The 24991-nt window shown below is 48.8% G+C and carries 16 protein-coding genes; all 16 read left to right on the top strand.

The annotated features are described in order from the left end of the window. The first annotated feature begins 265 nt into the window (after positions 1–265). Positions 266–466 carry a helix-turn-helix transcriptional regulator gene (locus MUB35_RS10265; protein ID WP_033141895.1) on the top strand — a complete coding sequence of 67 codons (201 nt, stop codon included), beginning with the start codon at positions 266–268 and terminating at the stop codon, positions 464–466. 4 nt (positions 467–470) lie between these two features. Next, positions 471–794 carry a hypothetical protein gene (locus tag MUB35_RS10260; protein ID WP_033141896.1) on the top strand — a complete coding sequence of 108 codons (324 nt, stop codon included), beginning with the start codon at positions 471–473 and terminating at the stop codon, positions 792–794. Between the two features lie 895 nt (positions 795–1689). Beyond that, positions 1690–2901 carry an aspartate kinase gene (locus MUB35_RS10255; protein WP_033141897.1) on the top strand — a complete coding sequence of 404 codons (1212 nt, stop codon included), beginning with the start codon at positions 1690–1692 and terminating at the stop codon, positions 2899–2901. Positions 2902–2998: 97 nt separating this feature from the next. Beyond that, the gene (locus MUB35_RS10250; protein WP_225305355.1) at positions 2999–4057 is read left to right on the top strand and encodes a LacI family DNA-binding transcriptional regulator; all 1059 of its coding nucleotides are present in this window, start codon (positions 2999–3001) and stop codon (positions 4055–4057) included. A 383-nt stretch (positions 4058–4440) separates the two neighbouring features. Then, positions 4441–5331, top strand: coding sequence for a myo-inosose-2 dehydratase (gene iolE, locus MUB35_RS10245; RefSeq protein ID WP_244806147.1), 891 nt, complete (start codon positions 4441–4443; stop codon positions 5329–5331). A 46-nt stretch (positions 5332–5377) separates the two neighbouring features. Further along, positions 5378–6820 (top strand): MFS transporter, encoded by a 1443-nt coding sequence (locus MUB35_RS10240; protein WP_103731574.1) that lies wholly within the window; start codon positions 5378–5380, stop codon positions 6818–6820. 43 nt (positions 6821–6863) lie between these two features. Beyond that, a complete protein-coding gene (locus MUB35_RS10235) occupies positions 6864–7652 on the top strand; it encodes a TIM barrel protein (RefSeq protein WP_103731575.1) in 789 nt (262 codons plus the stop codon). Between the two features lie 57 nt (positions 7653–7709). After that, positions 7710–8726, top strand: a complete 1017-nt coding sequence (locus MUB35_RS10230) for a Gfo/Idh/MocA family protein (protein ID WP_103731576.1) — start codon at positions 7710–7712, stop codon at positions 8724–8726. Between the two features lie 26 nt (positions 8727–8752). Then, the gene (locus tag MUB35_RS10225; RefSeq protein WP_244806146.1) at positions 8753–9664 is read left to right on the top strand and encodes a sugar phosphate isomerase/epimerase family protein; all 912 of its coding nucleotides are present in this window, start codon (positions 8753–8755) and stop codon (positions 9662–9664) included. A gap of 528 nt (positions 9665–10192) precedes the next feature. Then, positions 10193–14833: a hybrid sensor histidine kinase/response regulator gene (locus tag MUB35_RS10220; RefSeq protein WP_244806145.1), complete on the top strand. Its 4641-nt coding sequence runs from the start codon at positions 10193–10195 to the stop codon at positions 14831–14833. A gap of 192 nt (positions 14834–15025) precedes the next feature. Beyond that, on the top strand, positions 15026–16720 hold the full coding sequence (gene ade, locus MUB35_RS10215) for an adenine deaminase (RefSeq protein WP_244806144.1): 1695 nt from the start codon (positions 15026–15028) through the stop codon (positions 16718–16720). A 160-nt stretch (positions 16721–16880) separates the two neighbouring features. Continuing rightward, positions 16881–18404: a CoA-acylating methylmalonate-semialdehyde dehydrogenase gene (locus tag MUB35_RS10210; RefSeq protein ID WP_033141900.1), complete on the top strand. Its 1524-nt coding sequence runs from the start codon at positions 16881–16883 to the stop codon at positions 18402–18404. 96 nt (positions 18405–18500) lie between these two features. Continuing rightward, entirely contained in the window at positions 18501–19439 is a 939-nt protein-coding gene (locus tag MUB35_RS10205) for an AraC family transcriptional regulator (RefSeq protein ID WP_033141901.1), read from the top strand. A 216-nt stretch (positions 19440–19655) separates the two neighbouring features. Continuing rightward, a complete protein-coding gene (locus MUB35_RS10200) occupies positions 19656–20522 on the top strand; it encodes an EamA family transporter (RefSeq protein WP_103732248.1) in 867 nt (288 codons plus the stop codon). Between the two features lie 169 nt (positions 20523–20691). Next, positions 20692–22083 carry a GntR family transcriptional regulator gene (locus MUB35_RS10195; RefSeq protein ID WP_244806143.1) on the top strand — a complete coding sequence of 464 codons (1392 nt, stop codon included), beginning with the start codon at positions 20692–20694 and terminating at the stop codon, positions 22081–22083. 91 nt (positions 22084–22174) lie between these two features. After that, complete coding sequence (locus MUB35_RS10190; protein ID WP_033141904.1) at positions 22175–24892, top strand: EAL domain-containing protein; 2718 nt, start codon at positions 22175–22177, stop codon at positions 24890–24892. Positions 24893–24991 lie beyond the last annotated feature (99 nt).

Raw genomic sequence — 24991 nt, 5'->3', positions numbered from 1 at the left:
CAAAAGAAAAAGCAGGTTTCCGGCATCCGGACTTCTAAATCTGCCGGGGATGAAGTGGGTGTATATATGTGCAGAATCTGCGGATAGAGGCATAGTCCTGACGGATAACGACGATTGGGAGAACCGAATACGGATGAGAAAGTTTATGGAGCCGGGCGGCTATATCGCCCGGCTCCCTATTTTCGTATTTAGCTTGACAAAATGTAATGAATACGTTACATTATAAATGTAATCAACAGGTTACATTTTGTAAGGAGGTAATACCTTGATAAAGAATCGGATCAAGGTTTTGAGAGCAGAGCGCGACTGGACCCAGGCTGATTTGGCTGACAGAGTGGGAATCTCGCGGCAGGCGGTCATATCCATAGAGAAGTATAAATATACGCCGTCCCTAGAACTGGCTTTCAAAATCGCAGAGGTTTTTCAGGTTTCCATCAATGAAGTTTTTGAGTATAAGGGGGAGTGATACAATGAATGACCAGATAATTATCCTGCTTTTTCTTTTGATCGGCACAGCGGCGACACTGTTTCTCTATATCTGGAAGGCGAAGAAATATATGGAGTACAGAGGCGATGAGCGCTGGGAGGCAGTACAGAACAAAGCGAACCGCACTGCCAATTGTTCCCACTATATTCTGCTCTTATTATTGGCGGTCGTGGATATGGTGACGCTCCATTCCCATGTGCAGATGACCTTTACGCTGAACCGGGTCATGACTATCGCTGTACTGTATGTGGCTTTCCGCAATATTCTGGAATTGTCTGCACTTTTATATTATGACAGGCGACTTTGATGATAAGGACAGAAGCAGGACCAATGGTGCCAGGCAATTTTGCTGTTCAATATTTCAGTTTGATGGACGACAAGACAGACGCATATGATCACTGTGGATTTCCTTTGTTTTTCAGATAGTTACAAAGGGCCCTCGTCGATTTTTACTGTTTTACAGATTAGTTTGAGGAGAACCTTGGCATTCGTAGGTAATCCGGAAGATTCGGGCCAAGATTTTTGCTTGATTTACAGATGATTAGAGGGAGTTTACTGGATTTTGTAGGTAAATCAGCAGAATCAGGCCAAGATTTTTGCATGATTTACAGACAATAAGAGAGGGCTGACTGGATTTTGTAGGTAAATCAGCAGAATCAGGCCAAGATTTTTGCATGATTTACAGACAATAAGAGAGGGCTGACTGGATTTTGTAGGTAAAACAGCAGAATCAGGCCAAGGTTTTTGAATGATTTACAGACAATAAGAGAGGGCTGACTGGATTTTGTAGGTAAAACAGCAGAATCAGGCCAAGGTTTTTGAATGATTTACAGACAAGTAAAGAGGGCTGACTGGATTTTGTAGGTAAATCAGCAGAATCAGGCCAAGATTTCTGCTTGATTTACAGATAATTAGAAAGAGTTCTTTCGGTTTTGCAGGTAAACAAGAATAGGCAGCTCATATTTTCTGCTCATTTTACGGATGAGCAGAAAGTGAACCCTTGCTTTACGGCGTATCTGAGACTTCGGAGCTTTCCGAATCATGAATGAACCGTATTGTGCTGCACCAATTTTTGGGATATTTACATATAAAATGTCGCAAACACGCAGGGTTAGTGGTATAATAATACATGGTTTTCGTCCGGCGGATGGGGAAGTGTCCGTCCGGCGTTATTTAAAGTACGGAAGGAATAGGAGAACAGCATGCTTGTAGTAATGAAATTCGGCGGCAGCTCAGTGGCGGATCTGGATAAAATCAGAAATGTGGCAGAGCGCTGTATAAAGAAATGGAAAGAGGGAAACCAGGTGGTAGTGGTCCTCTCTGCAATGGGAAAGACCACGGACCGCCTGCTTGCCCAGGCAGGAGAGATCAGCAGTATGCCCTCCAGACGGGAGATGGATATGCTTCTTGCCACAGGGGAGCAGGTGTCTGTATCTCTCATGGCTATGACAATGATTCAGATGGGAGTGACAGCCATTTCCCTGAACGCGTGGCAGGTACCCATGCATACCACCTCTGCGTATCAGAACGCGAAGCTGAAAAGAATCGACTCCGAGAGGATCACAAAAGAGCTGGATTCAAACAAGATCGTTGTGGTGACCGGGTTCCAGGGCATCAACAAATACGACGATGTGACCACCCTGGGAAGAGGCGGTTCGGATACCACAGCCGTGGCTCTTGCGGCAGCGCTGAATGCGGATTTGTGTGAGATCTATACGGACGTGGACGGCGTATATACGGCTGACCCACGCATTGTGCCAAAGGCCAGAAAGATGCCGGAGGTGACGTATGAGGAAATGCTGGAATTTGCGTCTCTGGGAGCCAAAGTGCTGCACAGCCGCTGTGTGGAGATGGCAAGGCGGTACGATGTAAACCTGGTGGTGAGATCCAGTATGAGCGAAGAGGAAGGAACAGTTGTAAAGGAGACCACAAAGATGGAGAAAATGCTGATAAGCGGCGTAGCCGTCGACAAGAATATAGCGAAGATTGCAGTTTCAGGTATGAAGGACAACCCGGAGAGCACATTTAAGCTTCTGAACCTGATGGCAAAAAACGGGGTGAACATTGATGTCATGATCCAGTCCCTGGAAAAGGACGGCACCAAGACCCTGACCTTTACCGTGGCAAGGCCGGATATGATGATGACTCTGGACCTTCTCAAGAAATACAGCGACGTGATCGGAAATGCCAATGTGAGCTGTGAGGAGGATGTGGCAAAGGTCTCCGTGGTAGGCGCAGGCGTCAGCTCCAACCCCGGAGTGGCCGCAAAAATGTTCGAGGCACTTTCAAACGCGGGGATCAATACCGATATGGTGACCACTTCTGAGATCCGTATAACAGCGGTGATAAAGGAATCCGAGGCGGAGACGGCAATGAGAGCCGTGCATGACAGGTTCGCATCTGAATGGGATTGATAAGAAGAATTGTCCTTTGTTTTGGGTATTGTGCAATTGTGCATCTATGTGCTATACTGTACTAAAATGAAATTTAGTATGGAAAGGCGGAATTTACGTGGCAAAAAAAGTGACGATCAGCATGGTGGCTGAACGGGCAGGTGTCTCCAGGGGAACTGTGGACCGTGTACTCAACGGCCGGCCCCATGTAAAACCTGATGTATATGAGAGAGTGGTTCTGGCTATGAGGGCGCTTAACTATATTCCGCCCAGTGAAGAACAGGCAGCGGTTCTGGGACTGACACCGCCGTCTCCGGGCCCCTGCAGGCTTGGCGTTGTGCTTCCCAACTGGCAGGGATATTTTAAGAGGGAGATCATGCGGGGCATACAGGATGCACAGGCGCTGTTGGATGCGTATTCTGTGGAGGTTATCGTGGAGGAATGTGAAACCGATATACCGGATGAGAGCATTGAGCGTATGGACAGCCTGTTGAGGCAGCAGGTGCAGGGAATCGCCATGTGTGCCAAAGACCACATTTCCATAGTGGAGAAAATAGATGAGCTGTACCGGCAGGGCATTCCTGTGGTCACTTTTAATTCTGATATATCGAACAGCAGGCGGCTCTGTTTCATCGGTCAGGACCTGCTGCAGGGAGGCCGTGTTGCAGGGGAATTGATGGTAAAATATCTGCGGCCGGAAGACTATCTGCTGATCTGCGTGGGAAATTCAGAGTTTAATGCGCACCGTATGAGAATGCAGGGCTTTTGTCAGCGCATACATGAGAGTCGTTTTGCCAGCAGCCACATTGAAATTATAGAGACCTATAATGACTATGCACTGACTTACCAGAAGGTAAAGGCTGTACTGGAAAGGATTCCAAAAATCAAAGGGATATATATGGCGAACCACAGTGTTTCAGGTTGTGTGGAGGCGATTCGTGCCGTTGGGCGCCAGGGAGAAATTCGGGTCATCAGCCATGATCTGACAGACGAGACTAAACGGCTGCTGCAAAAAGGAGAAATCGACTTTACAATAGCACAGGATATATACCGTCAGGGGTATCGGCCCCTTTTTGTACTGCGTGAATATATACAGCAGAACATGGAACCGAGACCAGATAAAGACCAGCCGGCTATTGAGATTATCTGTGCGGAAAATTTGAAGGGTAGACCATAATCACATACGCAGAAATATTGCGTCTGAGAAATATTGTGCTTCATAATAAAGGAAAATGGGAGCAGGCTGACAGCCTGTTCCTTTTTTTGTTATGCAATCGGCAGAATGGGCTGCGCACAAAGGAGATATGTACACTAGTGTTGTGCGATTTTTGTGAAATGTGCATTTTTGCATCAAAAACAGTCTGCTTTTTGGAACTATTATATGATTATGCAGTATGGAAAATATGAAAACTGCCGTTTTGTACAGAGATACAGCAAAAACTGTTGACTCTGACGGCAGAAAATGGTATAAATAAATTGTGCATAGCGGCACAATAACAAAATTGGCACAATAAAAGCACAAAAATAACAGCGCAACAAATACAGAGCAGGAGGAAGGATATGTTTAACAATGTGAAACTGGGCATTGCCCCTATAGGCTGGACAAATGATGATATGCCGCAGCTTGGAGGAGAACTGACGTTTGAACAGATGATTTCAGAAGCTGCACTTGCCGGTTTTCAGGGCACAGAGGTGGGGGGAAAGTTTCCGACTGATCCCACAGAACTGAACAGAGCCCTTGATCTGCGGGGGATAAAAACAGCGTCCCAGTGGTTTTCAAGTTTTCTCTGTTCGACACCTTATGAAGAAAACGAAGCAGCATTCATCAAACAGCTTGATTTTTTGGAAGCTGCAGGGGCGGCCCGCATCAATGTCTGTGAACTGACACGCTGTCTGTTTGCAGAGAATTGTTCCATGTTTGGCAGCAGTAAACCGTCGGCGGATGAGAAAGAGTGGGAGAAGCTATGTACCGGCCTGAACAGACTCGGAAAAATTGCAACAGAGCGTGGATTTAAACTCTGCTACCATCATCACATGGCAACAGTGGTGCAGACCTTTGAGGAGACAAAACGTCTTATGGAAGATACAGATCCGCGTTATGTTTACCTATGTTTTGATACGGGCCACTTTACCTTTTCAAAAGAGGACCCGGTCAGAGCAGCAAGGGAATTCGGGCCGCGGATCGGTCATGTACATTTAAAGGACATAAGACCTGATAAAATGGCGCAGGCATACAAGGAAGGTTTTCCGTTCCGAAAGGCAGTGCTGGAAGGGTGTTTCACCATACCGGGTGATGGATGCGTAGACTTTCCCGGCGTATTCGGAGAACTGCAGAAGGCTCATTACGAGGGCTGGTTTATTGTGGAGGCGGAGCAGGACCCGGCAAAAGCAAATCCCTTTGCCTGTGCGAAAAGCGCAAGGGAATACATACAAATCCATGCGGGAATTTAAGTAAATCTAAAAAAATACGGCTGATTGCCGATTGGGGTGGTAAGAGATGAATAAGACAAAAGTCCAGGACGGACGTTTAAGTTTGGGAGAGAAGCTTTCTTACAGCATGGGTGAGGTCGCAACATGTGCAATGTTCGCGCTGTTCACCACACTGCTGGTGTTTTTCTACACAGATGTGGTTGGGGTATCTCCGGCGACAGTGGGAATGATCATTGCAATATCGCAGGTATTTAATGGCGCATCCGATATGGCGGCAGGGTTTCTTGTGGACAGGACAAGATCAAAATACGGACGGGTCCGTGTTTGGCTGCTGCGAATGGCAGTTCCTTATACTATTGCCTCTGTGCTGCTGATGACAGTGCCGCAGATTGGAGCATTTGCCCAGGCGGTTTACATATTCTTTACCTATAATTTAATGCTGACTGTTGTGTATACCATGACTCAGCTTCCCTATGCCACGCTGGTGACTTACCTTACACGTAACCAGGATGAAAGAGCGCGGACCAATATTATCCGTATGACAATTTCTCCCATGGCTAACATGGCTATGACCTTGGGGTTTCTTCCCCTGGTTGACCTGCTGGGTGGCGGACAGGCAGCCTGGGTCAAGGCTACTTCCATCTATGGAATTGCATGCAGCCTGCTGCTTCTGTGGTGTTTCTTTTTTACAAAAGAGAGAGTACAGGTAGTGGATGACTCCAACGGGGAAAAAGTGCCGCTGAAGACAGCGGTGACGGTGCTGTTCAAAAATAAGTATTTTATATTGGCATTCCTTTTCTTCTTTGCCCTTGCGTTTTACCAGACAGTTTCCGGTACCATGCTGACCTATTACTGTAAGAATTTTCTGGGAACAGAGAATCTGATGGGTGTCATTAACTTCGCGTGTCAGATCATGATGATCGCTGTGACACCTCTTGTGGGACTGCTGATTCACAAGATGACAAAGCGCAACTGGTGTATTTTCGGTGCTGTGTGTATTATCGCAGGTGCGCTGGTAGTGCCTCTCGGCCCCACGAGCGTACCGGTGGTCTTTGCGGGAACTCTGCTTCGCGGTGCAGGTTTGGCCTGTGAATACGCCATGATGTACACTATGGTTGCGGATGTGGTGGAATACGGACAGTGGAAAACGGGAATACGAACCCCTTCAGCCATTCAAAGTGCAGTGACATCAGGGCAGAAGTTTGGCCAGGGTATCTGCTCGGCTGCCATTGGGGCTGTCATGAGCTGGTCAGGATATAATGGTGTCGCCGCGGCCGGACAGCAGTCCCAGAAGGCCCTGGACACGGTATATAACCTTTTCGTCTACGGTATGATAGGCACAGCGGTATTTGTCATTGTGATCCTGCTGTTTTACCATTTGGATAAAGAATATCCTGTCATAATGAAAGAGCTTCTGGAGCGGGAAATGGAAAATGAGAGAATGGAAGCTGACAGGGAATCATCAGAATCTGTGGAACGGGAACTGGGTCAGGCGGTAAGCACTGTCTGATCAAAGATTATAGATACATAAAAAGAAGGGAGATATTTATAGTATGAGTTTAGCAAAATGTGCATGTATTGACACGCTGTATACCGAACTGCCTTGGCTGGAACGTTTCCAGGCGGCAAAGAATGACGGATTTGAGGCTGTGGAGTTCTGGGACTGGCGTATCAGGAATCTTGAGGAAACACGGGAAGCAGCCCAAAAGGCCGGAATTGTGATCTCGGGTTTCAATGGAGATGCGGATTATTCTCTGATAGACCCCACACATAAGACTGCTTATCTGGATTACCTCAGACAGTCCATCGAGGCTGCAAAAAAAGTGGGGGCCGTAAGTGTGACGATCCACTCCAACGCACTGGGGGAAGGGGGCGTCGTTGTAAACCACTATGAGAATCTGTCTCACACGGTCAAACTGTGTTCCATGTATGATACGCTTCTGGAATGCGCAGCGATCGCGGAGGAGGAAGAAATAAATCTCAACCTGGAAGCACTCAATATAACAACAGATCATGTGGGAAATTTTCTTACGACCACACAGATGGGGGCGGAGATATGCAGGCTGATCGGTTCACCGCGTTTGAAAATACTTTATGACGTATATCACATGCAGTTAAACGAAGGAAGTCTCTGCGACAACATCAGCAGATACTATGACCAGTTCGGGCATATCCATATCGCCGATGCACCGGGGCGCCACGAACCCGGCACAGGGGAGATCCAATATAAAAAGGTCATCCGTCATTTGGAAGACTGCGGCTATACCGGAAGGATAGGATATGAACTGTTCCCGGCAAACGGTACACAGGATGCAGTGAAAGCGATTATGGAAAATGTATAACAACGGGTTATTAAAACCCGATTATAAAATTTATATAAATTCAGGAGGAATTTTATTATGCTTAGAGTAGGAATTATTGGTGTAGGAGCTATGGGAACCCAGCATTTTCTTCGTCTGATGACAAGAATCAACAACGCTACGGTGACAGCAGTATCGGATGTCAATGAGGCACGTGCAAGGGAAGTGACTGCCCCTTATGAGAGCGTTCGTTTTATGGCCGACCCCATCGCCTTGATCCGGGACCCGGAAGTGGATGCTATTGTGATCGTCAGCGCTGACAAGACACATGAGGAGTTCTGTCTGGAGGCACTGCGGCTTAAAAAATTTATTTTCTGTGAAAAACCGCTGTCAGCATCCTCAGAGGGGGCAAGGAAAGTGGTGGATGCGGAGATGGCCGGCGGCAAACGCCTGATCCAGCTTGGCTTTAACCGCCGGTTTGACGAGGCGTACCAGGAGCTGAAAGAACTGGTGGTATCCGGCAGACTGGGTGAGCCCCTGGTTGCGCACTGCGCTCACAGAAATGCGGATTACCCGGAAGCATTTGATGATGTTGTCGCTGTGACAGGCACTGCGATACACGAGATTGATACCATGAGCTGGCTGGTTGGGGATTATTTCACAAAAGCCCAGGTAATTTTTCCGAAGACTACAAAATATTCTAAGAACCCTAATCTGCATGATCCGCAGATCGTACTGCTTACCACATCTTCCGGTATGGTGATCACGGCAGAAATCTGGGTGAACTGCCAGTATGCTTATGATATCCGCTGCGAGGTTCTGTGTGAGGACGGCACTGCGACCCTGCCGCGCCATGCCCGCGTTAATGTCTGTACTAAGAACAGTTCCTCAGTGGGCATGACCTCTGACGGTCTTGGCTTTTTTGAAGAATCCTATAATAGGGAATTCCAGGCATGGGTAGATGCCTGCAATGAAGATACTTACTGTGCGGCAGCAGCGTCAGCGTGGGATGGTTACTGTGCAGCAGTTACCACAGATGCCTGCCTGAAATCCCAGATAAGCGGAGGAATTGAGGACGTTCCGCTGACTGACCGCCCGGATTTTTATAAAGGCTGATAGAAAACAGGGCAGGAGGCAGTGATATGAAGATAGCATTTGATGTGGATGTTCTGGCAAAACAGATGGATATTAACCGTATGGTCCATCAGGTGGCGGACTGGGGATACCGGTATATTGAACAGTCACCCCATCCGAGGATAAATCCCTTTTATAAGTACCCTCTTTTTTCAAGAGAGTGCGAACAGGAGTACAGAAAAGCACTCAGAGAAACAGGTGTGGAAATCTCATCCTTTATTGTGGTATACCGCTGGTCAGGTCCCACAGAGGAGGAGCGCAGGTTTGCGGTATCGAACTGGAAACGAATGATAGAGATTGCAGCTGACATGGGGGTACAGGTCATCAACACGGAGCTCTCAGGAGATCCCAACCATCAGGAAATCTGCAATGGCATGTGGTTTAGATCCATGGAGGAACTGCTTCCCATCATAGAGCGGGAGGGTATCCGGGTGGAAATCCAGTCTCATCCTTATGATTTTTGTGAGCGGAACAATGAGACCTGTGACATGGTGAAGTCCTTCCGCTCCAGGAATCTGGGATATGTATACTCTGCGCCTCATGGGTTCTTTTACGATGAGGGAAAGGGAGATGTGTGCTCCATGCTTAAGTATGCCGGAGATGAACTGACGCATGTGTTGTTTGCAGATACGTTCAACCAGACTCTTGACTGCCGTTATATTGCCAATCCACCGTGGCTGAATGGAAGGGGAAAGGCGGATGTGACCATCCATCAGCACCTTGCTATGGGCGAGGGCGATGTAGACTTTGACGGAATCTTCCGGACACTTCGGGAGATGAATTTCGCAGAAAAACAGCTTCTCCCGGATGCCCCGAAAGCAGGCGGAGATAATATAGCCTGTGTCTCCATGTTCGGATTTCCGGAAAAAATGGAGAGGCAGGCACCGGAAGCCAGGGAACGATTGGAGAGAGAGCTTTGATCAGACACCCCGCGGGAAACTGTATCTGACAGATATAGAGTCCCGTGGGGTATTTTCTGTTTGTTTTTTCATCCGTATATGTCAATGGTTTTCTCAAAACGATTGCACATTTATCCTCCCTGTGTTAAAATTAAAAGAAATAAGTAGAAAAAAATATAATATTCTGACCAATTCAAAAATATTGTTAAAAAGTAAGAAGTTTGAACATCAAAGGATCAAACCATTTCTGTAAAGCAGTGCGGCTGTTACGGGGCGCACAACGCGTGAACAACAGGTGTGGAAAATAGCTGCTGTTAATCCGAAAGGCTGTACAGCGGGCTGCTCTCGGGGCAGTACATTATGAAGCGCAGGGTCGGCCCTGGCAGAGGATCAGTCAAAAAACACCCGATGTTTTTTGCTGGTCCGCATTTATTTTCCTGCTTTTGTCGACATATCTTGTTTTAAATCTCTAATGTTGTTTTTCCCTTACACCTTAATCAAAATTACGGAAAGTGTTTTTATGGAGAATTGTGTAAGGGAGGGTAAGTCATGATACGGGAAGTTTCTCTTTTGGCGGATCAGGTGAAAGCACTGATGGACAATGCACCGATAGCGGTCTGTGTCAGTTCAGCGGATACATACGAGATACTGTACGCCAACCGGCTGGCATGGGAGACGTTTATGCCGGGTGCGGATCCGGAGGAAAAGTATTGTTATCAGGTGGCCGGTTTTGACAGGCCGTGCGCGTTTTGCCGCAGGGAGGAGATCAGCGGACCTGAACTGCTGTTCCGCGAATACCGCCATCCTGCCAATGGCAGAATCTATCAGCTCAGCGGCAAGATCATAGACTGGAACGGGAATGCCGCGCATATTGAATATATACAGGACATCACGGACAGAAAACGGGAAGAAGAGCAGTCAGCTATCCTGAAAAAAGAGCTTCAGGACACATTCAGCAGTATCCCCTGCGGGCTTTGTGTATACCGCTATGACGGAACCGGGATTCGGTCTGTCTTCCACAACCCTGCTTTCTATGAGATCATGGGGTATTCGGAAGAACACATCAGAAATGTGGAGGAAAAGACGGAATACATGGGAGTGCACCCTGACGACTGCGGTGCCCTCCGGGAAAAGATCCAGAAAACGATCAAGGACAGCGGTACCATGGAGCACACTTACCGGGTCTGGAACGACAGGAAGGCGGAATACGGCTGGATCCATCTGCAGGCATCTGTAAAATCCCAGACGGACAGGACAAAGCTGCTCTATGCAGTCTACAGAGATGTGAGCGGACAGGTGCAGATGGAAAAGGAGCTGATAGCGGAAAAGGATAAGGTACAGGATATTGTCAATGCCATTTCCGGCGGCGTAGCCATTTACAGAATATCTGATATCTTCGAGACAATCTATTTTTCAGACGGTGTTCCGGAGCTTTCCGGGTATACGGTAGAGGAATACCGCGAGCTTGTTAAGCGGGACGCTGTGGAGATGACATACTGGGAAGATACAGAGATGGTCATCGAGAAGGTACAGGAGGTCATTCGCACCCATAAAGTGCTGGTATTTGAGTTCCGCAAGCAGCACAGAGACGGACATATTGTCTGGGTGCGTGCTCATGTAAAATGGATCGGGGAAGATAAGGGCTGTCCGCTCCTCCACTGTGTGTTCCACAACATATCTGATCTGAAGGAGACACAGCTTGAGATGGACCATCTGGTGAACTCCATTCCGGGAGGAATCGCCAGCTATCGTATCGAGGGGGAACGTATCACTCCGATTTTTATATCAGACGGTGTTATGACACTCTCAGGCCATACCAGAGGGGAGCTGGAACAGTATGACGCGTTCCGGCTGATCCATGAGCCGGACAGGGATCGTGTGCTGTCAGTCATGCGGGTTTCCCTGGAAACCGGCAAGGTGCTGGATGTGTCTTACCGGATCAGGCACAGAGACGGGGGACTTGTCTGGGTCCATTTAAGAGGCAGGAGAATGGACGCCTGCTCAGAATCTATGCGGTTCTACGCCGTGTTCACCGGCATGTCTGCGGAGGCGAGACTGTTCCAGAGCATTGCCAATGATACGGCAGACGGAATCTATGTGATTGGAAAGGACAATTATGACTTGCTCTATGCCAATGAGTCCAAGCTTCTGTTTCAGAAAGGAAAAAAATGTCTGGGACAGAAATGCTACAAAGCCATGTACGGAAAAGACAGGCCCTGTGAGTTCTGTACCCAGAAAGAGCATCGGCCGGACGGGGAAGAACACCGCATGATGGACCCGGAGAATGACCGCTGTTACAGTATCCGTTTCCGGGAGACAGACTGGAACGGCATCCCGGCGTATATCAAGTACGTGAGAGATGTTACAGAGGAAATGAGGACCCAGAGTGAGAAAGAGAGGCTGGAGCAGTATTTCCAGAATGTGCTGAAATACCTGCCCGGAGGCGTAGCAGTGGTAAGGTATGAGCCGGACGGCAGAATGATACCGGAATTTCTGTCGGAAGGCTTTGCTGAGATGACAAAGATGACCAAGGAGGAGGCCTGGGCGATCTACAAAAAGGATGCCATGGCCGGTGTGCACCCTGATGACAGGGCATTTGTGAATCGGCGGATGGAGGAGTATATGGCTGCAGGGGATGGTCCCTGTGAGATCGTGTACCGTTTAAAAACAGGCGGCGGGAATTATGTATGGGTGAAGAATACCCTGTCCCTGGTCAAGAGCGCCAACGGAGAAAAACGCATCTATGCCGGATTTCATGATATGACAAAAGAGCGGGAGGAGAAGGCACAGATACGGAAGCAGTATAATGACCTGATCCTGCAGCATTACCGTACACCGGGGCCAAACGCTCTGATCGTGGGACACTGCAATATAACACAGAACAGGATATTGGAGATTCTCGATTATACGGATTCAGACCTTTTAAAAACATTTGGAAGTGTGCGGGAGGAGTTCTTTGCCGGAATTGCGGAACTGGTGACAGACCCGGATGAAAAGCAGCTCTTTCTGGATACCTATCTCAATGCACCCACACTTGCCGCGTTCAAAAAGGGAGATACAGAGCAGATCCGGGAGTGCTATGTGAAACTGCCGAAAGAAAAGAACGGGCGGTATGTACAGTTCAAGGTGAACCTGGTGGAAACACCGGATACAGGCGGCGTAACAGGAATCCTGACCGTGACGGATATTACGGAGCAGGCCATATCCGAACGGATACTGAGGCAGTTGTCTGTTACCAGCTATGACTTGGTCGTTGATGTGGATGTGCTGAAGGACAGCTATACTGTCCTGACCGGCAGCGGGACCGCGGGAGAGGATGTAAACCACCGGGGATGTTATTCCCAGTGGATCATGGAGAAGTATTGTATGGGCATAGTGCCCAGGGATAAAGAACATGTCACCAAAATGCTTGCCGGCGCATATATGATGGAGCATCTGAAAAGGGAGAACAGCTATTCCTTCCATTATTCCATCACAGACGAGAAGGGGGATGTGCTCACAAAAAACATGACGGTATCGGCTGTTGATCTGAGACTTGGGCGTGTGTGTCTGGCAAGAACAGACATCACGGATTCTGTGCGGGAGCAGCAGAGTATGCTGAATGTGGTGGCTTATACCTTTGAGCTTATGGCTTTTATTGACGTAAACGACGGCCGTGTGACCATGTACACCCGGCAGACCGTGCTGGAGAACCTGTCACCCTATATTTTGGAGGGATACAGGGAGCTGGTGAAGAATATTACGGACTTTTATATCACCAGTCATATTGAGGAGGAGAATGAACAGTACTTTGATCTGGGCAATATGATGAAGCGGCTGGAAGAAAAACCTTCGGGGTATGATTTTGTACTTCCGTACCAGTCAGAGAACGGGCTGCGGTACAAGCAGGTGAATGTGCTGTGGGGAGACAGGGGACACCGGAGGGTCTGCATGGTGCGCGCGGATGTGACAGATATGCTGGCTGCGGAGCGTGAGGCAAAGGATGCCCTGCAGGAAGCACTGGCCCTTGCGGAGAAGGCGAACCGGGCAAAAAGCGAATTTCTTTCCTCCATGAGCCATGATATCAGGACACCTATGAACGCTGTGATCGGCATGACCTCCCTGGCCTTGGCCAATCTGGATGAAAAAGAACGGGTGAAGGACTGCCTGCAGAAGATTTCCTCCTCCTCCAAATACCTGCTCAGTCTCATCAATGATATACTGGATATGAGCAAAATAGAGCGCTCCAAGATCATGCTCAACCGGATGCAGATCTCTATGCCGGAAATGCTGAAGGAATTGTCGGCTATGATGGAACCTCAGGCGGAGGTAAACGGCCTTGCCTTTTCCATGGAAGCCAGGGAAATCCGCCACCAGAATTTCTATGGGGATAAGCTGCGCATAAACCAGATTCTGATCAATATTCTGAGCAATGCCATTAAGTTTACGCCTAAGGGAGGCAGAGTGGAATTCCTGGCGGAGGAGACGGACCGGGGCTGTAAGGATGGTCAGGTATGCTACCGGTTTACCATCAGCGATACCGGCATCGGCATGACGGAGGAGTTTGTGGAGCATATCTTTGAGCCATTTTCCAGAAATACCAATACAGTGGGGATTGAGGGCACCGGGCTGGGTCTTAGTATCACGAAAGGTCTTGTGGATCTCATGGACGGTAAGATATGGGTAAAGAGCAGACAAAATGAGGGCAGTGTATTCTGTGTGGAGATCATCTGTGAGACCATGCAGGGCGAGGCGGCAGTAAAACAGGATGGGGACGGGGAGCCTGAGAGACAGGATGACGCTCAGATATTAACAGGCCGCTGTTTCCTGGTGGCGGAGGACAACGCCATCAATTCAGAAATTCTGTGTGAGCTGCTGAAAATGTACGGGGCAAGATCCGTGGTGATGACAGACGGCATACAGGCAGTCGAAGAATTTCAGCGGGCAGAGCCGGGGACCTATGACGCTGTCCTGATGGATATCCGTATGCCGCGGATGAATGGATACGACGCGGCCCGTGCCATCCGCAGAATGGCGAAAGAGGACGCGGGAACCATTCCGATCATAGCTATGACAGCCAATGCCTTTGCGGAGGATGTGCAGGAGGCTTTGGAAGCGGGAATGAATGCCCATGTGGCAAAGCCTATTGATGTGAAGATACTGCGGGATACGCTGACAGGACTGCTGGCAGGGCAGACTGCCGGGGAATAAATAAAGATTACGGGGTTTGATTTATGCAGAAGATTTCGGAACAAGCAAAGGAAAATATCAACGGTTGCTTCCGGCATCCACGAGATCTCACAGCAGATCATATCCAACGCGGATAATTCTGACCATGCCGACAAAAAGGCATCCAATTTGGTTTTTCCCGTTTCTGATGAGTGGAATATAGGAGATGATAGTGTGAAATTAGAAAGATATCAAAAGTGTTCTGATATTGCCCGCGGACTGAAAAAAGCAGATTTTGTCCTGAAGAATGCAAAGATTGTCAATGTTTTTACAGAGGAGATCCTTGAGGGGGATATCGCTGTGGCGGACGGTATGATCGCCGGGATCGGCACATACGAAGGAATCCGTGAGACGGATCTGGAGGGAAAATATGTATGCCCAGGGTTCATTGACAGCCACCTGCATCTGGAATCTACGCTGGTGACGCCGAAGGAACTGATCTCCCAGGCCGCCCTGTGCGGAACGACTTCCTTTATTGTGGACCCTCATGAGTCTGCCAATGTGGCCGGTCTGGCCGGAATCGACTATATATTAAGGGAGACAGAGGAGGTATCCGCCAATGTCTTTGTCATGATGCCGTCCTGCGTACCGGCTACGGGGATTGATGACAATGCGTGTACGATCACAGCGGAAATGATGAAGCCCTATCTCAAGAACAAACGGATCCTGGGACTGGGGGAGGTCATGGACTACATCTCCGTGGTGGAGGGAAGCCCCCATATGCACGAAAAACTGTGTCTGTTTGACGGGAAAGTGCGGGACGGACACGCGCCGTTTCTTGAAGAGCCGGACCTGCAGGCATACGTTATGGCGGGCATTTCCACAGATCACGAGTGCTCCGCATACGCCTATGCGGTGAGAGAGCAAAGAAACGGAATGACGGTTCACATCCGTGAGGGCAGTGCCGCCAGAAATCTGCAGGACATTGTTCAGGGGATTGTGGAGAACCATATGAGCACAGAAGGCTTCTGTTTCTGTACGGATGATAAGCATATAGAGGATATCAGGAGGGAAGGACATATCAATTACAATGTGAGAAAGGCCATTGCCCTCGGCATCTCTCCTATCCGCGCCATCCGGATGGCCACGATCCAGCCAGCCAGGTGCTACGGACTGCAGCGTCTGGGAGCAGTGGCCCCGGGCTTTCAGGCAGACCTTCTGGTGTTGGAGGACCTTAAGGGGGTCAATGTCCTGGAAGTCTATTTTAAAGGACAAAAGGTGGAAGCAGAAAATGCCTGTCCGGTCCACTCCTGCTCAAAAGAGCTGAAAAACACTGTGCATGTAAAAGGCTTTATAAAAGAAAAACTGAAATACACCGGTTCCTTCCCCTGCCATGTCATCCGGATGGAGGAAGGGCAGATCACCACAAGAGACGTCACAGTAACAGATATCTGCCAGGATGATCTGGAGGGAAACGGCATCCTGCAGAAAATCGCTGTGGTTGAAAGACACAGAGGAACGGGAATGACAGGTGTGGGCTTTGTAAAGGGCTTCGGGCTCAGATGCGGAGCCGCAGCATCCAGTGTCTCCCATGATTCCCATAACATCATCGTGATCGGGGATAATGATGAAGATATGGAGCTGGCTGTCAGGGAACTGATCCGGACGCAGGGCGGGTATACCCTTATAGAGAAGCATCAGGTCTATGAGACACTGGAGCTTCCCATCATGGGGCTGATGACGGACATGGGATTTGTAAAGGCCAATGAAAAGCTGGAGAGGATGATCCGGAAAGCCCATGAAATGGGTGTGCCGGGGGGAATGGATCCCTTTATTGCCCTGTCCTTTATGGCGCTTCCGGTCATTCCGGAGATTCGGATCACGCCCAGAGGGATATATTCCGTGACAGACAGTACCTTTTACCGCTGACGTAAATTGCGGGCAGATACAGCAGGGCCTGTGAGTTCTGCACAAAAAAAATGCCTGATCACAAGAGAAATGAGTTGAACTGACGAAGGCAATCTTTTATAATAGAACTATCCTGAAAGAGAACTATGCTGACAGATAAACCAGAACAAGGAGGTAAGAAATGGGCGAAGTGAAAAGAATGAAATACCTGGCAGGGGGACAGTGGCTGGATACGAAATCAGGCAAATACACGCCAGTGTATAATCCAAGTACCGGTGAGGTGCAGGCAGAAATACCAAGCTGTACCACAGAGGAAGTGGCATATGCCATAGAATGCGCGAAAAAGGCATTTCCGGCCTGGCGTGATACCCCGGTGATGAAAAGAGTACAGGTACTCTACAAATTCCGGGATCTGCTGGATCAGCACTGGGATGAGCTGACAGAGTGCTGTGCGAGAGAGCACGGAAAGAACTGGAAGGAGTCTGCCGGTGATATTGCCAAGGTGAAGGAACCTGTGGAACTGGCCTGCGGAACGCCGACGCTCATGATGGGAGAATCCATGATGGATACCTCCAAGGGATATGACACCGTCAGCTACCGGGAGCCTCTGGGCGTATTTGCGGGAATCGCTCCCTTTAATTTCCCGGGTATGATTCCCATGGGCTGGATGACGCCGATCTGTATCGCTACCGGCAATACCATTGTCATCAAAGCGGCTTCCAAAACACCGCTGACCGCGCTGCGCTGCGCAGAGCTTTGGCAGGAGGCAGGACTTCCGGATGGTGTGCTTAATATTGTCACCTGTACCAGACAGGAATCCGAGCAGTTTTTGACCCATCCTGATGTGAAGGGAATCTGCTTTGTAGGAACCACAGGTGTGGGAAAACATATCTACGGCATTGCGGCTGCCAATGGCAAACGCGTCCAGGCCCAGACAGAGGCAAAGAACCATGCCCTGGTGCTGGAAGACGCGGCTCTTGAGCGCACCGCAAGAGGAATCATCAATTCCGCTTTTGGCTGTGCCGGAGAGCGCTGTATGGCCCTTCCCGTGGTGGTTGCCCAGGAAAGCATAGCGGACAAGCTGGTAGAGCTGCTTATAAAATTCGCAGGTGAACTGAAAGTAGGCCCTGCCTATGATAAGACAACGGATTTGGGTCCGGTGGTGGACGCTGCCCATAAAGCAAAGGTAGAGAAATGGATTGAAAAAGGTGTGGAAGAGGGTGCAGAACTGGTCCTGGACGGACGCGGCATCAAAGTGCCCGGCTATGAGAACGGATTCTACTTAGGCCCCACCATATTTGACCATGTGACAGAGGATATGGCGATCGGCCGGCAGGAAATCTTCGGACCGGTTCTGGCTGTGAAGCGCTGCAAAGATTTTGAAGAGGGCCTGGAAATGATGAACCGCAATCCGTTTGCCAACGGAAGTGTTATTTATACCCAGAGCGGTTATTACAGCAGGGAGTTTGCGCGCCGCACAGACGGCGGAATGGTGGGAATCAATGTGGGAATCCCGGTTCCGGCGGGCATCTTCTCCTTCAGCGGCCATAAGGACAGCTTTTTCGGCGACCTGCACTGTCTGGGCAAGGACGGTGTTCGCTTCTTTACCGAGATAAAAGCAGTCACCACCCACTGGTTCGACGAGGAAGAGAAAAAGGCAAAAGAGGTGGATACCTGGGAGGGATCCGTAGGCGGCAGCATGTAAGGCTGAATTACAGCACCCAAATGGTAAATAAATCAGTGACACGGTTCGCAGGAAGATTCCTGCGGACCGTTTTGCGAACGAGGAGGTGATGCAGAGGTGAAGGATATAACGAACATAGAATTTCGTTCAGGGAGCAAGGAAGAGAGACTTCCGGGGTTTGCTCCTGATTTTCCTTACATTGCCTCCCGGGCGGAGCTGGACAAATACATAGGACGTTTTGTGCCCTGGCATTGGCACAAGACCGTGGAATTGTTTTACGTGGAAAGCGGTGTGCTGGAATACAATACACCCAAAGGGAAGACCGTGTTTCCTGCCGGTTCCGGAGGAATGGTGAACTCCAATGTGCTGCACATGACGAGAGCCGGGTCAGAAGGAGAGCGGAATGTACAGCTCATCCATATTTTCGACCCTTCTTTCATCGCCGGGGAACCGGGGAGCAGGATAGAGAAGAAATTTGTCCTTCCTGTTGTGGCGGCCTCCCAGTTGGAGATCATGGCATTCTATCCCGGAGACCCGGCGCAGGAAGAGGTTCTCGCGCTGCTTCGCCGCTCGTTTTCCCTCTCGGAACAGGAGTGGGCATATGAGATCAAACTGCGCGAAGTGCTCTCAGACATATGGGTCAGGCTCCTGTCAGTATCTGCCCCGCTTCTGCAGGAAGAAAGAGAGGCCGGAAGCTCGGATGACAAGATTAAAATGATGATGATCTATATCCATGAGCACTACCCGGAAAAGATTACGGTGGCAGAGCTGGCGGCGGCTGCCTTTTCCAGTGAACGGGAGTGCTACCGTGTCTTCCGGGACTGCCTTCATATGTCGCCTGTGGAGTATCTGCAGAACTTTCGTCTGCAGATGGCCTGTAAGATGCTGGCAAAAGGCAGGGATACCATCACAGCAGTCAGCCATGCCTGCGGTCTGGGAAGCAGCAGCTATTTCGGAAAAGTCTTCCGCGGTTATACCGGATGTACCCCCACGGAGTATCGCCGCAGATGGCAGGATATTGCTAAATTAAGGCAGGAATCGGATAGTTTTTCATGAAAAACTGTACTAAAATGATACTTGTGAAGAACAAAAACTTCATCATAACGGGGCCTGGCTGGCTGACAGCCGGGTCCCTTCCTCTATATAAAAATATATTATATCTATGCCTTTACAGAGCGCTGTACACCTGTTATGGTAATAATTAGGAATAAAATCAACGGAATCGAATGAAATGGTTGAAATATTTGATACGGACAGAGAGGTGCAGAGATCATGTGGATAGTATATGCAGTAGGGTCTTCATTTTTTGCGGGAATCACATCGATTCTGGCAAAATGCGGTATCCGGGAGACGGATTCTAATGTGGCGACAGCTATAAGAACCGTTGTGGTACTGATATTCTCCTGGCTTATGGTATTTTTGACAGACGCATGGGCGGGAATCGGACAGATCACCGGGAAGACCATGCTGTTTCTTATACTGTCCGGGCTTGCTACAGGGGCATCCTGGCTCTGCTATTTCCGCGCCCTGCAGACAGGGGATATCAATAAAGTGGTCCCCATTGATAAGTCCAGCACAGTCCTTACCATACTGCTGGCATTCATTTTCCTTCATGAGGGGGTGACGCCTGCAAAAATAGCTGCTGTTTTTTTGATCGGCGCAGGGACCATGCTGATGATCTCAAAAAAAGAGGCAGCGGACGGCAGCGGACGGGGTGGCGGAAGCTGGATCGTATTTGCTTCTCTGTCGGCTGTGTTTGCAAGTCTGACAGCCATTCTGGGAAAAATAGGGATCACAGGCGTGGACTCCAACCTGGGAACGGCGATCAGGACAACAGTTGTCCTTTTTATGGCCTGGATCATGGTCTTTGTCACAGGAAGACAGCATGAGATTAGGAAGATACGGAGGAATGAACTTTTCTTTATTGTGTTGTCCGGGCTTGCTACAGGGGCGTCCTGGCTGTGCTATTACCGGGCTTTGCAGGATGGGGCGGCAAGTGTGGTGGTTCCCATTGACAAGCTGAGTATCCTTGTGACGATCGCTTTTTCCCGGATCGTGTTCCATGAAAAACTTTCAAAAAAGGCAGGGGCAGGTGTGGTGCTGATCACTGCGGGGACGGTTATGCTGGCGGTCCTGTAAGGCTTTTGGACTTAAGACAATCCTCGTTTACGGGTGGTTGTCTTTTTTTTCTGTAATTATGAATTTTAACGAAGAAATGTATGCAATTTATTGCGTGGCAATGTAAATAGTGTTACAATCAGGGTATTACCTAACATGAACAGGGTTAATGTTTACAGGGAGGACAGGAATGAAAAAAAACAGCGGACTTAACGAACTGATCTATGAATATTATGAATCCCGTATCCTCTTTGGCGTATACAGATATGGGGAACAGTTGTTGTCAGTGCCGAAAATCTGTGCCTCTTTTCGGCTGGGGCGTAATACGATTCAGATGGCACTGGATAAACTGGAAAAAAACGGTTATATAGAAACCGAAGAGCGGAAAGTGGCAAGGGTGGTATATCAGGGAACCGAAGAAACCTTCAGGGAGAATGCCGCAAAATATTTTGTGCCCCGCAAAGAGGGAATCCTGGATTTTGAATATGCAGGTGAACTTTTGTTTTTCCCGATGTGGAAGATTGGGGTGCATAATCTGGAAACGGATATCCGGGGAAATTTAAATGAGAACCATGATACAGTTATGGACCAAACAGTTCCCATACCTGTAAAGCTGTATTTTGAGGTTCTGCGCACTTTTCACAATGATCTGCTTTTAAATCTTTACTGGCAGTGCCTGCGCTATCTCAATTTTCTATATCCGAAAAGAGATACGGATATACCGGTTTTAGCCGCAGGCGAAACTTTGCCGGAGACAAATATGCAGGGGCTGAAGTCAGAGTTTGATGACTATTTTGACAGTATACAGAATGAAGTGCTGGATTTCATCGCACATGCCGGTGAAGCATATCATTTGGAAAACCTCAGGCAGATTCCATTTTCGTGGACGATTTACCGTCGGCGGCCCCAGGTGCGGTATACGCTGGCGTCTGTGATCATCCGTGAAATTTTATGGGAGCGTTATCCAGTCGGCAGCTATCTGCCCTCCCTGCCCAAAATGGCGGAGCAGTACCAGGTATCTTTAAGCACAGTCCGGCGAACACTGGATGTACTCCATTCTCTGGGTGTGACCAGAACCTATATGGGAATCGGGACAAAGGTCTGCCTGGAACCTGTGGGTATGGAGGTTATGAAGATATCGGAGATCCGTGAAAATATGCGGCTTCACGGAGAAGGCATGCAGATTTTGGCTATGACAGTCCGCAGCGTGACACTCTTTACCATGGAATCCGTCACGAAAAGAAAGAGGGAGGAATTCCTGCAGTCAATCACAAAACTGCGCGGAAAAACCAGCAGTATTCTTTTCATTGATGTGCTTCTGAGCTTTATCTCCGCGGAATGTCCCTCTGCGATCATCCGGGAATGCTATGATAAACTCAGGGAGCTGAACACATGGGGCTATATTTTATCCGCGGTACTGATGGGAACCGGACAGCTTGACGCGGATTATACCGGGTTTATCGACCGCCAGGAAAAAGATCTGCGGACGGATGACTTTGATGCGTTTGCGGAACAGTGGCAGATATTTATAGAGAACAGAATGAAATTCTTTTATTCTAAATTTTCTTTCCGGGAGGAATGAAAGTGGTTTTTATATCCCTGCAGCTTTGCATGCAGAATTGTCTGGCACAGGACCGGAATCGAAACAGATACGGGATATAAGGGGGAGTTCTATGCAAAAGAAAATATTTCCTATCATTTTAACAATAGCGCTGCTGATATCCAGTTTGGTTTCTTTCTTTTACATTTACAATCTTCAGGGAAATGCGAAAGTGATCAACTATGCAGGTGTTGTGCGGGGGGCTACCCAGCGCCTGGTTAAGCAGGAACTGAACGGTCAGCAAAATGATTCCCTGGTGGAAAAAATTGATGGTATCTTAAAAGAACTGCAGACAGGGGAGGGGGATGTGGGACTCACACGCCTGAACAGTGATGCATTTCAGGAGCTGATCGTTGAAATGCAGAGAGAGTGGAAAGACCTGAAAGAAGAGATTTACCTTGTCCGGGCCGGAGAGGGTGCTGAAATTCTCTTTGATGACAGCGAGACATTCTTTGCACTGGCGGACAGGACTGTGGCGGCGGCTGAACAGTATTCCGAAAAAAGAGTCCGATCCGCTGCAGTGAGCCTGCTGATCCTGAACTTTGCATTTATCATTCTTGTCATTTTGATCTATATATATAACGCAAGGCAGGCAGAGCGCCAGAGGGAGCTTGAGAAAGCAGAGGATGAAAACCGGAAAAAGAAAGAACAGCTCTCCAGGCAGGAGGAGAATCTGCAGGCACCCATGAATGACATTTCTGAGCTCATGTACATTACAGACATTGAAAATTATGATCTGTTGTTTTTAAACCAGGCCGGCATGGAAATCTTTCATGTGGATTCCCTGGAAGGGAAGAAATGTTACCGTGTCCTCCAGGGAAAGGACGCACCCTGTGAATTCTGCACCACACCGATCCTGAGGGAAGGTGAAAATTATACATGGGAGCATGACAACCCCATAACCGGGCGCCACTATATTCTGAAGGACCGTCTGCTGGAATGGAACGGGCGGCCTGCCAGAATGGAGATCGCCTTTGATACCACCAAGGCGGAACAGGAAAAGCTGTTTTTGAAATTTACCCTGGAGGCGGAGAAACTGGTGACAGACTGCGTGAGCATGCTGTATCAGCAGAAGGATATCATTAAAACTTCAGCACAGGTTCTGGAGAAGTTCGGAAGTTTTCTGCATGCGGACCGTGTCTATATTATAGATATCAAAGAGGATAGGATGTATGCCCGTTTGGAATGGTGTGCGGATGGAATCATTTCCCATAGGGAGCGGCTGCAGGGGATTCCGGTTTCCCTGATTGAACGCTGGATCCCTTATTTTAACAGGAAGGAATGTGTCATTATCCAAAACGTGAATCAGCTTGGGGATACGAATACGGCAGAATACAGGCTTTTGCGGGAACATGCGATCACCAGTTTGGTGGCAGCGCCCCTTGAAAAGGGCGGGACACTGCTTGGCTGTCTGGTCGTTGACAATCCGCCGGCAGGGCAGATTGTCAGTATTGCATCACAGCTGCAGACCCTGTGCTATTTTCTGCTGCTTGCGCGCAGTAATGCGCAGAGCCAGAAGGAGCTTTCGCGGCTGAGTTATTTTGATACGCTCACTTCTTTTTACAACAGAAACCGTTACATTGAGGATACCAATGCCATGACACACACGGACAGCCCGGCAGGGATCGTGTACCTGGATGTGAACGGATTAAAGGACATCAATGACCAGTACGGGCATGAGTTTGGGGATACGGTACTGGTCGAGTGTGCCAGACGGATGAAGCAGGTATTTGAAGGCGCTGATTTTTACCGCATCGGCGGTGATGAGTTTGTGATCATCTGCCCGGGGATAGAGAAGGATGTCTTCCACAGCAAGCTTCGTGAACTGAGGGCACAGTTCCAGAAAGAACCGCATTACCGGGCGGCCATTGGTTCCCGGTGGACAGAAACGGTCAGCAGCTTAAAAGAGATCATTGCGGAAGCGGATGCCAGAATGTATGAGGATAAGAAGGAATTTTACCGGCAGAATCCTGTCTCACAGCGTTACCGGCATCACAGCGATGAAGTCCTTCATCTTGCAGATCCCGGTATTCTGATGGAGGAGATACAGCAAAACCGGTTCGAGGTATATCTCCAGCCAAAGGTTTCCTCATCAGACCGTATGGCCGTGGGCGCGGAGGCTTTGATCCGATACCGCTCCAAATCCGATACCCTGATGCTTCCCGGGAATTTTCTGCCGCTGCTGGAGGAAAATGAGTCTATCAGCCTGATCGATTTCTATGTGTTTGAATTTGTCTGTGTAAAACTGAAAGACTGGATCAATCAGGGAAAACAGGCATTTCCGGTGTCTGTAAACTTTTCCATCTCATCCCTGATACAGTCTTCCTTTGTGGAGCATCTGACAGGCATCTGTACAAAATATGACATCTCACCGGAGTATCTGGAGATAGAAGTTACCGAGAAGATACATGATGTGGAGGGGCTTGATATTAAGTCTTTGATCATAAATCTGCACAATGCGGGATTTGCGGTTGCCATTGATGATTTCGGCACAGAGTATGCCAACCTTGCCCTTTTGTCTGAGATTGACTTTGACGTGCTCAAGCTGGATAAGAGTATGATCGACAATATAGCCGTCAATCCGAAAACCAAAACCATTGTGGGCCTCATTTCCGGTGTCTGCCATGACCTTGGTGTCCATATGGTTGCGGAGGGCATTGAGACAGAGGAACAGTTTATGACACTGCGCTCCTGCGGCGTGGATTCGGTCCAGGGATTCCTATTCAGTAAACCTATGCCTATGAAGGAATATGAGGAACGTTTTTTGAAAACAACAGATAGTGAAAAATAAAAATAGGTCTGTAAAGCGAACTGCTTTGCAGGCTTTTTTTTGCAGCGGCCGGTTCCGGCAATGCTGAGGGAAGTACGATTCTCAAAAATATCTCTTCTT

Origin of the sequence: Blautia sp. NSJ-175, assembly GCF_022867815.1 — a bacterium.
In the GTDB taxonomy this organism is placed as follows: domain Bacteria; phylum Bacillota; class Clostridia; order Lachnospirales; family Lachnospiraceae; genus Blautia; species Blautia celeris.
This window is presented reverse-complemented; position numbering and strand designations above follow the sequence as displayed.